This window comes from Pseudomonas sp. FG-3G (assembly GCF_901007645.1).
Taxonomy (GTDB): Bacteria; Pseudomonadota; Gammaproteobacteria; order Pseudomonadales; family Pseudomonadaceae; genus Aquipseudomonas; species Aquipseudomonas rhizophila.
Map to the genome: position 1 here is coordinate 1 of NZ_CAAKGZ010000035.1, position 12,613 is coordinate 12,613.

A 12,613-nucleotide genomic window follows, 5' to 3' on the forward strand; every position below is an offset into this window, starting at 1 on the left:
TCCCACGGGTTTGGGTTACAGCGGCATCGTGTAATGCAGCGCGTAACTTTCGACACCGTCGTTGGTCGACTTGATGCCGGCGTTGGAGTAATGAGTGGCGCGAATACCCACTTCATGTCCACCGTTGAAGCGCAGGCCGAAACCAATGCGGTCCTCGAACTGAAAAGCCGTACCGAGCTGGTTGTTTTCCACTTGGGTATTTTCAAACAACGCAACACCGATACCCGCCTCGATGTAGGGTTTTACGTTTTGACCGGCAAACTCATACACAAAGACAGGCGAGAACGACAGGCTGTGGTTGCTCGAGGCCTCATCCCCTTCCCAATACGTGTAAGCGCCGCTCCAATAGCCGGTCAGGCGACCGACATCACTCTGTAACCAGCTCTTGTCCCAATCGAACTGCATACCCAAGCGGTAAGTCATGGTCGACTCGCCGGTCTGGCCCACCCCAAACTCCACACCTGCCGCTTGTGCGGAGTAAGTGTGCCCCAACAATGCAGCCGCAAGTGCGGCCAAGCAGAATAAACGCTTCATTAGAAACATCCTTTTCCGAACAGACTTAGTTAGTTTTGTTACAAACAGACAAAGCTATAGAAATCCGCGTTAAAACAGAAGTTCAGCCTGATTTAGGTATTTTTCAGGTTTTTTTACAGACTGAAGCTTCGCACAACGCCGGACGAATTCCATAGCGTTGGTAGGATTTTTCTTAAATGTATCGGATCTGCGCTACTCCAGAATCGCGTTTCGCTGGCGGGACCGGCGGCCAGGAGGCCGCGTTCAGCGAGCAGGCGTTGAAGTTGCCGGGCAACGGCGGCCCCCGTATCGATCAAGCTGATGTGCGCGGGAACCATGTGCTTGAGCAATGGCTTGAGGAAGGGATAGTGCGTGCAACCCAGGATCAACGTGTCGCAGCCGGCGGCCAGCAACGGTTCGACATAGCCCTGCAGCAGTTGACGCAAAGCCGGGCTCTGGAGATCGCCTGCTTCAATCAGCTCTACCAGCCCGGGGCATGGCTGGGTGATCACCTGCACATCGGTGGCGAACCGATCAAGTAACGCGGCGAATTTGGCGCTTTGTAATGTGCCAGTGGTTGCCAGCACACCGACAATGCCACTTCGAGTGGCGGCCGCCGCCGGTTTGACCGCCGGCTCCATGCCGACAATGGGCCAGTGGGGATAATCGCGACGCAAATCGGCGACCCCGGCAACCGTCGCGGTATTGCAAGCCACCACCAGCGCCTTGGCGCCCTGCTGATGGAGAAAGTTGGCGATGATTGCGCAGCGCTGCCGGATGAATTCCGGGGTTTTCTCGCCGTAGGGAATATGCCCACAGTCTGCAACGTAGAGCAGTGACTCATTGGGCAACAGCCGACGGATCTCCCCCAGCACCGACAGCCCGCCGACACCCGAGTCGAACACACCGACCGGCGCTTCACTCATGCTGGCTGCCACCGCAGACGCTGCACCCCGGATCACGCTTGACCCTCAGCTCACGAAAACGGCTGCCCAAGGCGTCGATCAACAGCAGGCGCCCCACCAGTGGCTCGCCGAAGCCGGCCAACAGTTTCAAGGCTTCAAGGGCTTGCAGACTGCCTACCAACCCCACCAGCGGCCCGAGCACACCGGCTTCGCTGCAGGTCAATTCGGCTTCACTGCCGTGGCCGTAGAGGCAGTGATAGCAGGGGCTTTCCGGGCGGCGTGGATCAAACACCGACAACTGCCCTTCCAGACGAATCGCCGCACCGCTGACCAGCGGTTTGCCTGCAGCGACACACGCCGCATTCACCGCTTCGCGGGTGGAGAAATTGTCGGAACAGTCCAGCACCACATCCACTGCCGCAACGGCAGCAGACAGACTGTCTTCGTCCATGGCCTGTGGGTGAGGCACCAGGCTGATGTCGGGGTTGAGCGCCGTCAGGCGACGCATCGCCGAATCGACCTTGCTCAGGCCCACACTGTCGGTGTCGTGGATGATCTGGCGTTGCAGGTTGGTCAGGTCGACCGTGTCAAAATCCGCCAGGTGCAACTCACCGACGCCAGCAGCGGCCAGGTACAACGCCACCGGAGCGCCAAGTCCGCCGAGGCCGACAATCAATACGCGGCTGTGCTTGAGTCGCAGTTGCCCGTCGATGTCGACGTGCTGCAACAGAATCTGCCGGCTATAGCGCAACAACTCCTGATCGTTCAGCACGGCAGGCGCCCCAGGCTGATGCGCTCATGCCCACCCAGGTCCTGGCGGCTGTGGACTTCAGTAAACCCTTGGGTTTGCAGCAGATCACGCACCGCGTCGGCCTGATCGTAACCGTGCTCGAGCATCAACCAGCCACCCGTTTCTAGATGATCGGGGGCCTGGGCGATGATTGTGCGCAAATCATCAAGTCCGTCGTGCCCTGCCACCAGGGCACTGGCCGGCTCGAACCGCACGTCGCCCTCCGCCAGATGAGGATCGGTGGCGGCTATATAAGGTGGGTTGCTAATGATCAGCTCAAAACGCTCACCGTCCAAAGCGCTGAACCAGTGGCTGCTCAGTACCGTGACGTTGCGCAGGTCCAGGCGCTGGCGATTGCGTTCGGCCAGGGCCACCGCCTCCAGCACACGGTCGACCGCGGTGACTGTCCAGGCCGGGCGCTCGCTGGCCAATGCCAGAGCAATCGCGCCGCTGCCGGTGCCCAGATCCAGAACCCTCGCCGGTGCGGCCGGCAGCAAGGCCAGCGCGGTTTCCACCAGCAGTTCGGTGTCGGGACGCGGAATCAAGGTGTGGGGCGCCACTTCCAGGTCCAGGTTCCAGAAGCCTTGCTGCCCGAGGATATAAGCCACTGGCTCGCCAGAACGACGGCGGCGCAGGTATTCAGAGAACAACAGCGCCGCTTCGCTTGGCACGATTCGCTCGGGCCAGGTGTGCAGGAAGCTGCGGGACTTGCCCAGTGCCGCGGCCAGCAGCAATTCGGCATCCAGTCGGGACGTGGGCGAATCCGGCAGCTCGGCGGCGCGTAACAAACTGGCGATGATGGTCATATGTTCACCTGTGCTTACTCGCCAATCGCGGCCAACTGGTCGGCCTGGTATTCGGCCAGCAACGGTTCGATTACTGCGTCGACGCCGCCGGCGAGAATTTCGTCGAGCGAATACAGCGTCAGGTTGACTCGATGGTCGGTGACCCGGCCCTGGGCAAAGTTGTAGGTACGAATCCGCTCCGAGCGATCTCCCGAGCCCACCAACAGCTTGCGTTCGCTGGCGATGGCGTTGGCCGCAGCGCTGGTCTGTTGATCATTGAGCTTGGCCGACAGCCAGGACATGGCGCGCGCACGGTTCTTGTGCTGGGAACGCTCCTCCTGGCACTCGACCACAATGCCCGAAGGCAGGTGAGTGATACGGATAGCCGAATCGGTCTTGTTGACGTGCTGACCGCCCGCACCCGAGGAGCGGTAGGTGTCGACCCGCAGGTCCGCCGGGTTGATCTCGATGGCTTCCTGCTCGTCCGGCTCGGGCAAAACCGCCACGGTACAGGCCGAAGTGTGGATACGCCCCTGGGATTCGGTGGCCGGGACACGCTGCACGCGGTGGGCGCCGGATTCGAATTTCAGCTTGCCGTAGACGTTGTCACCTTCGACCCGGGCGATGACCTCTTTATAGCCACCGTGTTCGCCTTCGTTCTCCGAGAGGATCTCCACCCGCCAGCCGCGACGCTCGGCGTAACGCGAATACATGCGGAACAGGTCCCCGGAGAATATCGCCGCTTCGTCGCCGCCGGTGCCGGCACGGATCTCGAGAAACACATTGCGACCGTCATTCGGATCCTTGGGCAACAACATGCGTTGCAGGTTGCTTTCAAGCTCGAGCAACTGCTCCTTGGCTTCACGGACTTCCTCGACCGCCATTTCGCGCATGTCCGGATCGCTGTCCTTGAGCAACGCCTGGGCGCCTTCAAGGTCGCCCTGCACTTTGAGCAACTGTTTATAGGTGGCGACGATCGGCTCGACTTCGGCGTATTCCTTGGAATACGTGCGAAACTTGTTCTGGTCGGAAATGACTTCACCATCGCCCAGCAGGGCGGTCAGTTCCTCGAAACGGTCCTGGAGAATGTCCAGCTTATTGAGCAGTGACGCTTTCATTGCGATTTTTTATCCGAAAAACTATCCGGTGAACCCTCACCGAGGGCAAAGAGTTCCTGGGCCATGGCCAACGCATCGAGGCGGCCTTCGGCGGTCAGCTTCTTGAGCTGGACACTGGGCGCGTGAAGCAATTTATTGGTCAGGCCGCGAGCCAGTTGCACCAGCACCTCTTCGGCGCTGCCACCGTTGGCCAGCAGGCGCTGGGCCTTTTGCAGCTCTTCGTCGCGCAGGCGTTCGCTCTGCTGACGATAAGCCTTGAGCACATCCACCGCCGCCAGCTCGCGCAGGCGGACCATGAAGTCCTCGGCGCCAATGGTGATCATTTCTTCGGCCGCCTGGGCCGCCCCTTGCCGGCTCTTGAGGTTCTCGGCGACCACTTCGTGCAGGTCGTCGACGCTGTACAGATAAACGTCGTCGAGCTCGCCCACTTCCGGCTCGATGTCCCGGGGAACGGCAATGTCCACCATGAAAATCGGCTTATGCTTGCGCAGTTTCAGGGCGCTTTCCACCGCGCCTTTGCCCAGGATCGGCAACTGGCTGGCGGTGGAGCTGATGACGATGTCACTGTGCACCAGCTCGGCCGGGATGTCCGAGAGCAGCACGGCATGGGCACCGAACTGCTCGGCCAGGGTACTGGCGCGCTCCAGGGTCCGGTTGGCGACAACGATACGCTTGACCCCCAGGTCGTGCAGATGGCGCGCGACCAGGGTGATGGTCTCCCCCGCGCCGATCAGCAGCGCCTGACTGCGTTGCAGATCGCTGAAAATCTGTTTCGCCAGGCTGACCGCGGCAAATGCCACGGACACCGGGTTTTCGCCGATGGCCGTGTCGGTGCGCACCTGTTTGGCGGCATTGAACGTGGCCTGGAACAAGCGCCCCAGCAGAGGCCCGACCGTGCCGGCCTCACGGGCCACGGCATAGGCCGACTTCATCTGGCCGAGAATCTGCGGTTCGCCCAGCACCAGCGAATCGAGCCCGGAGGCAACTCGCATCATGTGACGAACGGCCGCATCGTCTTCATGCACATAGGCACTGGCGCGCAGCTCTTCAAGACTCAGATCGTGATATTCGGCCAGCCAGCGCAGCACGGTATCGGCCGAAATGTGATCCTGCTCTATATAAAGCTCGCTGCGATTGCAGGTGGAGAGGATGGCAGCCTCGCGGCTCTCGGTGAGTCGGCAAAGCTGCTGCAGGGCCTCAACCAGTTGCTCAGGCGTAAAGGCCACGCGCTCGCGGACGTCTACGGAAGCAGTCTTGTGGTTAATACCAAGTGCAAGGAAGGCCATTCAAGGTCGCTGATAGTGACGTGAAGCCGGCAATTGTCCTACTTCGCCAGATTCAGAACAACCACTCGATATCTATCGCCCTGCCCCGTGCCGTAAATCGACGGGCCGGTTATGTTTGACCGAAGGCTGTGTCATGATGATCCGACCGCAGGTTAGTCGTCCTTTTCCTATATGAATAGATCTTCCGCGTTGCTCCTCGCTTTTGCCTTGCTCGGCGGCTGTCAGTCCATGGCTCCCGTGTCGACAGACGGTACGCCGCCGGTCGAAGACAGCACCCAGGCCCCTGAAAAGCCCAAGGTCTATAGCTCATTCAGCGAAGAAACCATTTTCAGCCTGTTGAGCGCCGAACTGGCAGGCCAGCGCAATCGCTTCGACATTGCGCTGGACAACTACGTCACCCAGGCCATCAACACACAGGACCCGGGCATCTCCGAGCGGGCGTTTCGCATTGCCGAATACCTGGGTGCCGACCAGCCCGCCCTGGATACCGCACTGATCTGGGCCAAAAACGCACCGCAAGACCTCGAAGCGCAACGCGCCGCCGCCGTGCAACTGGCCCGGGCCGGACGCTACGACGACTCCATGGTGTATATGGAGAAAGTCCTGCTGGGCAAGGGCGACACCCATTTCGACTTCCTTGCGCTATCAGCGGCCGATACCGACCAGGAAACCCGCGACGGCCTGACTAAAAGCTTCGACCGACTGCTGCAGCGCCATCCCGATAACGGTCAGCTGATTTTCGGCAAGGCCCTGCTGCTGCAACAGGATGGTGACATCCAGGGCGCCCTTTCCCTGCTGGAAGACAACCCGCCGCAAGCGGGCGAAGTGGCGCCGATTCTGCTGCGCGCTCGCTTGCTGCAAGGCGCGAACCGCGGCGACGAAGCCCTGCCGTTGCTGGAAAAAGCCATCAGGCAATACCCGGACGACAAGCGCCTGCGTCTCACCTACGCGCGCATGCTGGTGGAAAACGACCGCATGGACGACGCCAAGGTGGAGTTTTCCAGCCTGGTCCAGCAGTACCCTGAAGACGATGAATTGCGCTATTCCCTGGCGTTGGTCTGCCTGGAAGCCAAAGCGTGGGAAGAAGCCAAGGGTCACCTGGAAGACCTGATTGCGCGGGGAACGCATGTCGACTCCGCCCACTTGAACCTGGGCCGCATCGCGGAAGAGCGCAACGATCCCGAGAGTGCACTGCTCGAGTACGCCCAGGTCGGCCCAGGCAACGATTATCTGCCGGCCCAGTTGCGCCAGGCCGATATCCTGATGAGCAACGGCAAAACGGCCGAGGCCCAGAGTCGCCTCGCCGTGCAGCGGGACACCCAGCCGGACTACGGCATCCAGTTGTATCTGATCGAGGCTGAAACCCTGTCGGCCAATAATCAGGGCGACAAAGCCTGGACTGTGCTCGATCGGGCGTTGAAGCAGTACCCGGACGACCTGAACCTGTTGTATACCCGCGCCATGCTGGCGGAGAAACGCAATGACCTGGCGCAGATGGAGAAAGACCTGCGCCTGATCATCCAGCGCGACCCCGACAATGCCATGGCCCTCAATGCCCTGGGCTACACCTTGTCCGATCGCACCACCCGATACGCCGAAGCCAAGGTGCTGATCGAACAGGCGCACCAGCTCAACCCGGAAGACCCGGCGGTGCTCGACAGTCTTGGCTGGGTGCATTTCCGCCTGGGCAACCTCGACGAGGCCGAACGCCTGCTGCGCCAGGCCCTGGAGCGCTTTCCCGACCAGGAAGTCGCCGCGCACCTGGGCGAAGTCCTGTGGGCCAACGGCAAACAGCGCGAAGCCCGGCAGATCTGGAGCAAGTTCCTCAAGGAACAGCCCGACAGCCCCATCCTGCGCAGCACCATCAAACGCCTGACCGGATCAGAGACCCTTTAAAATTATGCTTTTGCGCCACTTCATCGTTTTCAGCTTTATCGCCCTGCTCGCCGGTTGCGCCGGCTTCGGCGCCCGAGAATCCGTCCAGGGCCACGGCAACACGGCCCAATGGCGAGAGCACAAGGAACAACTGAGCGGTCTCGACGGCTGGCAGATCGATGGCAAGATCGGCATACGCGCACCGAAAGACTCGGGCAGCGGCACACTGTTCTGGCTGCAACGCCAGGACTACTACGACATTCGCCTGTCCGGTCCGCTGGGTCGTGGCGCGGCGCGCCTGACCGGCCGACCAGGCCAGGTTTCGCTGGAAGTGGCCAATCAGGGTCGCTACGAATCACCCTCGCCGGAAGCCTTGCTGGAAGAACAACTGGGCTGGAAGCTGCCCGTATCCCACCTGACCTGGTGGGTTCGCGGCCTGCCGGCACCGGACAGCAAAAGCCGCCTGACCCTCGATGCCGACAGTCGCCTGTCCAACCTGGAGCAGGACGACTGGCAGATCGAATACTTGAGCTACGCCGAGCAAAACGGTTACTGGTTGCCCGAGCGCATCAAACTGCACGGCAGCAACCTGGACGTCACGCTGGTGATCAAGCAATGGCAGCCGCGCAAGCTGGGGCAATGACATGACCGCTGCGCGCCTGACCCTGCCCTCCCCGGCCAAGCTCAACCTGATGTTGCACATCCTGGGCCGTCGCCCGGACGGCTATCACGAGTTGCAGACGATTTTTCAGTTTCTCGACTACGGCGATGAAATCACCTTTGCCGTGCGTGACGACGGCGTGATTCACCTGCACACCGAATTCGAAGGCGTTCCTCACGACAGCAACCTGATCGTCAAAGCCGCGAAAAAACTTCAGGAGCAATCCGGGTGTTCGCTGGGCATTGATATCTGGATCGAAAAAATCCTGCCCATGGGCGGCGGCATCGGCGGCGGCAGCTCAAACGCGGCAACGACTTTGCTGGGGCTCAACCACCTGTGGCAGCTGGGTTGGGACGCTGATCGCCTGGCCGCATTGGGCCTGACGCTGGGCGCCGACGTGCCGGTTTTCGTACGGGGCCACGCGGCTTTTGCCGAGGGCGTCGGGGAAAAACTCACACCGGTAGAGCCCGAGGAACCCTGGTACTTGGTGCTGGTGCCGCAAGTATCTGTAAGTACAGCAGAAATTTTTTCAGATCCACTGTTGACACGTAACTCTCCTCCCATTAAAGTGCGCCCCGTTCCCAAGGGAAACAGTCGAAATGACTGCTTACCGGTGGTAGCAAGGCGTTATCCAGATGTTCGTAACGCATTGAATTTGTTAGGTAAATTTACCGAAGCAAAACTCACCGGAACTGGAAGTTGTGTGTTTGGGGGCTTCCCAAGCAAAGCTGAAGCTGATAAAGTCTCGGCCCTTCTGACAGAGACCCTTACAGGGTTTGTAGCAAAAGGAAGCAACGTTTCGATGTTGCATCGCAAGCTGCAAAGTCTGCTCTAACGGAATCGAGTGCTGGGCACTCGAAGCAACAGATACAGGGGCGTCGCCAAGCGGTAAGGCAGCAGGTTTTGATCCTGCCATGCGTTGGTTCGAATCCAGCCGCCCCTGCCATTTTCCTATACTCATCCAGGTATACCCTCAGCCTTCAGGTACTGCGCGTGTCCAAGATGATGGTCTTTACGGGGAACGCTAACCCCGATCTGGCTCGGCGTGTTGTACGTCAGCTGCATATCCCTCTCGGTGACATTTCTGTCGGTAAGTTCTCCGACGGCGAAATCACTGCCGAGATCAATGAAAACGTTCGCGGTAAAGACGTCTTCATTATTCAGCCGACTTGCGCTCCGACCAACGATAACCTGATGGAACTCGTCGTGATGGCTGATGCCTTCCGCCGCTCCTCGGCTACTCGTATTACTGCTGTTATTCCTTATTTTGGTTATGCCCGTCAGGATCGCCGTCCGCGTTCCGCACGTGTGGCAATCAGCGCGAAAGTCGTGGCTGACATGCTTACCGTAGTCGGCATCGATCGTGTGCTCACGGTCGATCTGCATGCTGACCAGATTCAAGGCTTCTTCGATATTCCCGTGGATAACATCTACGGCTCCCCGGTTCTGGTGGATGACATTGAAGATCAGCGCTTCGAAAACCTGATGATCGTGTCCCCGGACATTGGCGGCGTCGTGCGTGCACGGGCCGTTGCCAAATCCCTAGGCGTTGATCTGGGTATCATCGACAAACGCCGTGAGAAAGCCAATCACTCCGAAGTGATGCATATCATCGGCGACGTCGAAGGGCGTACCTGTATTCTGGTCGACGACATGGTCGATACCGCCGGCACCCTGTGCCACGCGGCCAAGGCCCTGAAAGAGCATGGCGCTGCCAAAGTCTTTGCCTACTGCACACACCCTGTGCTGTCGGGTCGAGCGATCGAAAACATTGAAAATTCCGTGCTGGACGAGCTGGTGGTCACTAACACCATCCCGCTGTCCGCTGCAGCACAAGCCTGTGCGCGTATCCGCCAACTGGATATCGCACCGGTTGTTGCCGAGGCGGTTCGCCGCATCAGCAATGAAGAATCGATCAGTGCGATGTTCCGTTAAGGGCCCTGCCCTTTCCATTACATCTCGTTGACGAAAAGCGCCCCGCCCCGACATTACCTGCCGGGGCGGGGCTTTTTTGCCCATATCGCCTTTAGCGCTGGTCGCAAGCGCTGGGGTGAATGTGGTTACTTTGGAGATACAACATGAACGAATTTACCCTGAATGCTGAAGTGCGTTCCGACCTGGGGAAAGGTGCGAGCCGCCGCCTGCGTCGTCTCGCAAGCCTGGTTCCAGCTGTAGTCTACGGTGGCGGCAAAGCCCCTGAGTCCATCAGCATGCTGGCCAAAGAAGTTGCCAAACTGCTCGAAAACGAAGCGGCCTACAGCCACATCATCGAGCTGAACGTTGGCGGCACCAAGCAAAACGTCGTGATCAAAGCCCTGCAGCGTCACCCGGCCAAAGGCCACGTGATGCACGCTGACTTCGTACGCGTTATTGCCGGTCAGAAGCTGACTGCTGTTGTTCCAGTGCACTTCATCAACGAAGCTGCTCCGGTCAAGAAAGGCGGCGAAATCTCGCACGTAACTTCCGAGCTGGAAGTTTCCTGCCTGCCGAAAGACCTGCCTGAATTCATCGAAGTCGACCTGGCTGACGCCGAAATCGGCACGATCATTCACCTGTCCGACCTCAAGGCTCCTAAAGGCGTTGAGTTTGTTGCCCTGGCGCACGGCGATGACAAGGCAGTTGCCAACGTCCACGCTCCACGTGTTGCTCCAGAAGCGACTGAAGAAGAAGCTGCAGAGTAATTTCACTCTGTCGCCGGAGTGACCGGAAACATCGCGGACTGGAACGTAGCGAGACAGCGGGCGAGAACGCGAAGTTTACTTAACGGTAGATCCGCCATTTTCGTCCCACTGTCGCAACACCGTTTGAGCGCGACGTTGTTATCCACACTCCAGGAAGGGCCCCTATCGTGACTGCCATTAAACTGATCGTTGGCCTGGGAAATCCAGGCGCTGAATACGAACAGACCCGGCATAACGCAGGGGCCCTTTTTGTTGAGCGCATCGCGCACGCACAAGGCGTCAGCCTGGCGGCCGATCGCAAATATTTCGGCCTGACCGGGCGTTTCTCACACCAGGGTCAGGATGTTCGTCTGTTGATTCCCACCACCTACATGAACCGCAGCGGCCAGGCCGTGGCGGCATTGGCCGGTTTCTTTCGCATCAAACCTGAAGAAATCCTGGTGGCCCACGACGAACTCGACCTGCCTCCGGGCGTCGCCAAGCTCAAGCAGGGCGGCGGCCATGGCGGTCACAACGGGTTGCGCGACATCATCGCGCAACTGGGTAATCAGAATACCTTTCACCGCCTGCGGCTCGGCATCGGCCACCCGGGCGTTGCCAGCATGGTTTCAAATTTTGTCCTGGGTCGTGCGCCTCGCGCCGAACAGGAAAAACTCGATGCCAGCATCGACTTTGCCCTCGGCGTGCTGCCGGATATCCTCGCCGGTGAATGGAACCGCGCGATGAAAAACCTGCACAGCCAGAAGGCCTGACTCTACTCCGAGGGGAAACACCATGGGATTCAATTGCGGCATCGTCGGCCTGCCTAACGTCGGCAAGTCCACCCTGTTCAACGCCCTGACCAAGTCCGGTATCGCGGCCGAAAACTTCCCCTTCTGCACCATCGAGCCTAACAGCGGCATCGTGCCGATGCCCGATCCACGCCTGGAAGCGCTGGCGGCCATCGTCAATCCCAAGCGCATCCTGCCGACCACCATGGAATTCGTCGACATCGCCGGTCTCGTCGCCGGTGCCTCAAAAGGTGAAGGCCTGGGTAACAAGTTCCTGGCCAACATTCGTGAAACCGATGCAATCGCCCACGTGGTGCGCTGCTTTGAAGATGAGAACGTCATTCACGTCTCCAACAGCGTCGACCCCAAGCGTGACATCGAGATCATTGACCTTGAGCTGATCTTCGCCGACCTCGACAGCTGCGAGAAGCAACTGCAGAAAGTCGCTCGCAACGCCAAGGGTGGCGACAAGGACGCAGTGGTCCAGAAGGGCCTGCTGGAGCAGTTGATCGCCCACTTCACCGAAGGCAAGCCCGCGCGCAGCCTGATGAAGAACATGAGCACCGATGAGAAGCTGGTGATCAAGGGCTTCCACCTGCTGACGACCAAGCCGGTCATGTACATCGCCAACGTCGCTGAAGACGGTTTCGAGAACAACCCGCACCTGGACGTGGTCCGGGCCATTGCCGAAGAAGAAGGCGCCATGGTCGTTCCGGTCTGCAACAAGATCGAAGCGGAAATCGCCGAGCTGGACGATGGTGAAGAGAAAGACATGTTCCTCGAAGCCCTGGGCCTGGAAGAGCCCGGCCTGAACCGCGTGATCCGCGCCGGTTACGAAATGCTCCACCTGCAGACTTACTTCACTGCCGGTGTCGAAGAGGTCCGCGCCTGGACCGTACGCGTCGGCGCCACTGCCCCGCAAGCCGCTGGCGTGATCCACACCGACTTCGAAAAAGGCTTCATCCGCGCCGAAGTCATCGCCTACGCAGACTTCATCCAGTACAAAGGTGAAGCCGGCGCCAAGGAAGCTGGTAAATGGCGCCTGGAAGGCAAGGAATACATCGTCAAGGATGGCGACGTGATGCACTTCCGCTTCAACGTTTAAGAGAGCCCGTGGAATCACACGGACTTCCCTGGACGAAAAAATCCCCGTAATCATGACTGATACGGGGATTTTTTTCGTCTCGGGATTTCCACCGATGACAGAGGCTCGCCATACGCTTCAAACA

At 59.6% G+C, this 12,613-nt stretch carries 13 protein-coding genes and 1 tRNA gene; 8 read left to right on the top strand and 6 right to left on the bottom strand.

Annotated features, from left to right (window positions below; genetic code table 11):
- Positions 1-15: 15 nt before the first annotated feature.
- The 6 genes from PSEUDOMOFG3G_RS22890 to hemA form a co-directional block, all read right to left on the bottom strand.
- Positions 16-534 carry an acyloxyacyl hydrolase gene (locus PSEUDOMOFG3G_RS22890; RefSeq protein WP_047229402.1) on the bottom strand — a complete coding sequence of 173 codons (519 nt, stop codon included), beginning with the start codon at positions 532-534 and terminating at the stop codon, positions 16-18.
- 113 nt (positions 535-647) lie between these two features.
- Positions 648-1,439 (bottom strand): glutamate racemase, encoded by a 792-nt coding sequence (murI, locus tag PSEUDOMOFG3G_RS22895; protein WP_139051144.1) that lies wholly within the window; start codon positions 1,437-1,439, stop codon positions 648-650.
- Positions 1,432-2,190 (bottom strand): molybdopterin-synthase adenylyltransferase MoeB, encoded by a 759-nt coding sequence (locus PSEUDOMOFG3G_RS22900; protein WP_139051145.1) that lies wholly within the window; start codon positions 2,188-2,190, stop codon positions 1,432-1,434. The genes murI and PSEUDOMOFG3G_RS22900 overlap by 8 nt, the downstream gene beginning before the upstream one ends.
- On the bottom strand, positions 2,184-3,014 hold the full coding sequence (gene prmC, locus PSEUDOMOFG3G_RS22905) for a peptide chain release factor N(5)-glutamine methyltransferase (protein WP_139051146.1): 831 nt from the start codon (positions 3,012-3,014) through the stop codon (positions 2,184-2,186). The genes PSEUDOMOFG3G_RS22900 and prmC overlap by 7 nt, the downstream gene beginning before the upstream one ends.
- A 14-nt stretch (positions 3,015-3,028) precedes the next feature.
- Complete coding sequence (gene prfA / locus PSEUDOMOFG3G_RS22910) at positions 3,029-4,111, bottom strand: peptide chain release factor 1 (protein WP_047229398.1); 1,083 nt, start codon at positions 4,109-4,111, stop codon at positions 3,029-3,031.
- Positions 4,108-5,397: a glutamyl-tRNA reductase gene (gene hemA, locus PSEUDOMOFG3G_RS22915; protein ID WP_047229397.1), complete on the bottom strand. Its 1,290-nt coding sequence runs from the start codon at positions 5,395-5,397 to the stop codon at positions 4,108-4,110. The genes prfA and hemA overlap by 4 nt, the downstream gene beginning before the upstream one ends.
- 171 nt (positions 5,398-5,568) lie before the next feature.
- Here hemA and PSEUDOMOFG3G_RS22920 point away from each other — a divergent pair, with 171 nt between their 5' ends.
- The 8 genes from PSEUDOMOFG3G_RS22920 (at position 5,569) to ychF (ending at position 12,489) form a co-directional block, all read left to right on the top strand.
- The gene (locus PSEUDOMOFG3G_RS22920; RefSeq protein ID WP_047229396.1) at positions 5,569-7,293 is read left to right on the top strand and encodes a tetratricopeptide repeat protein; all 1,725 of its coding nucleotides are present in this window, start codon (positions 5,569-5,571) and stop codon (positions 7,291-7,293) included.
- 4 nt (positions 7,294-7,297) lie between these two features.
- On the top strand, positions 7,298-7,915 hold the full coding sequence (gene lolB / locus PSEUDOMOFG3G_RS22925; RefSeq protein WP_047229395.1) for a lipoprotein insertase outer membrane protein LolB: 618 nt from the start codon (positions 7,298-7,300) through the stop codon (positions 7,913-7,915).
- A 1-nt stretch (position 7,916) separates the two neighbouring features.
- Complete coding sequence (gene ispE / locus PSEUDOMOFG3G_RS22930) at positions 7,917-8,768, top strand: 4-(cytidine 5'-diphospho)-2-C-methyl-D-erythritol kinase (protein ID WP_047229394.1); 852 nt, start codon at positions 7,917-7,919, stop codon at positions 8,766-8,768.
- A gap of 36 nt (positions 8,769-8,804) precedes the next feature.
- Positions 8,805-8,879 (top strand) — tRNA-Gln (locus PSEUDOMOFG3G_RS22935).
- A gap of 47 nt (positions 8,880-8,926) precedes the next feature.
- The gene (locus PSEUDOMOFG3G_RS22940; protein WP_003171603.1) at positions 8,927-9,868 is read left to right on the top strand and encodes a ribose-phosphate pyrophosphokinase; all 942 of its coding nucleotides are present in this window, start codon (positions 8,927-8,929) and stop codon (positions 9,866-9,868) included.
- A gap of 143 nt (positions 9,869-10,011) precedes the next feature.
- Positions 10,012-10,614 (top strand): 50S ribosomal protein L25/general stress protein Ctc, encoded by a 603-nt coding sequence (locus PSEUDOMOFG3G_RS22945; RefSeq protein WP_139051147.1) that lies wholly within the window; start codon positions 10,012-10,014, stop codon positions 10,612-10,614.
- A 167-nt stretch (positions 10,615-10,781) separates the two neighbouring features.
- Entirely contained in the window at positions 10,782-11,366 is a 585-nt protein-coding gene (gene pth, locus PSEUDOMOFG3G_RS22950) for an aminoacyl-tRNA hydrolase (RefSeq protein WP_003185374.1), read from the top strand.
- A 22-nt stretch (positions 11,367-11,388) separates the two neighbouring features.
- Positions 11,389-12,489 carry a redox-regulated ATPase YchF gene (gene ychF, locus PSEUDOMOFG3G_RS22955; protein ID WP_047229391.1) on the top strand — a complete coding sequence of 367 codons (1,101 nt, stop codon included), beginning with the start codon at positions 11,389-11,391 and terminating at the stop codon, positions 12,487-12,489.
- Positions 12,490-12,613 lie beyond the last annotated feature (124 nt).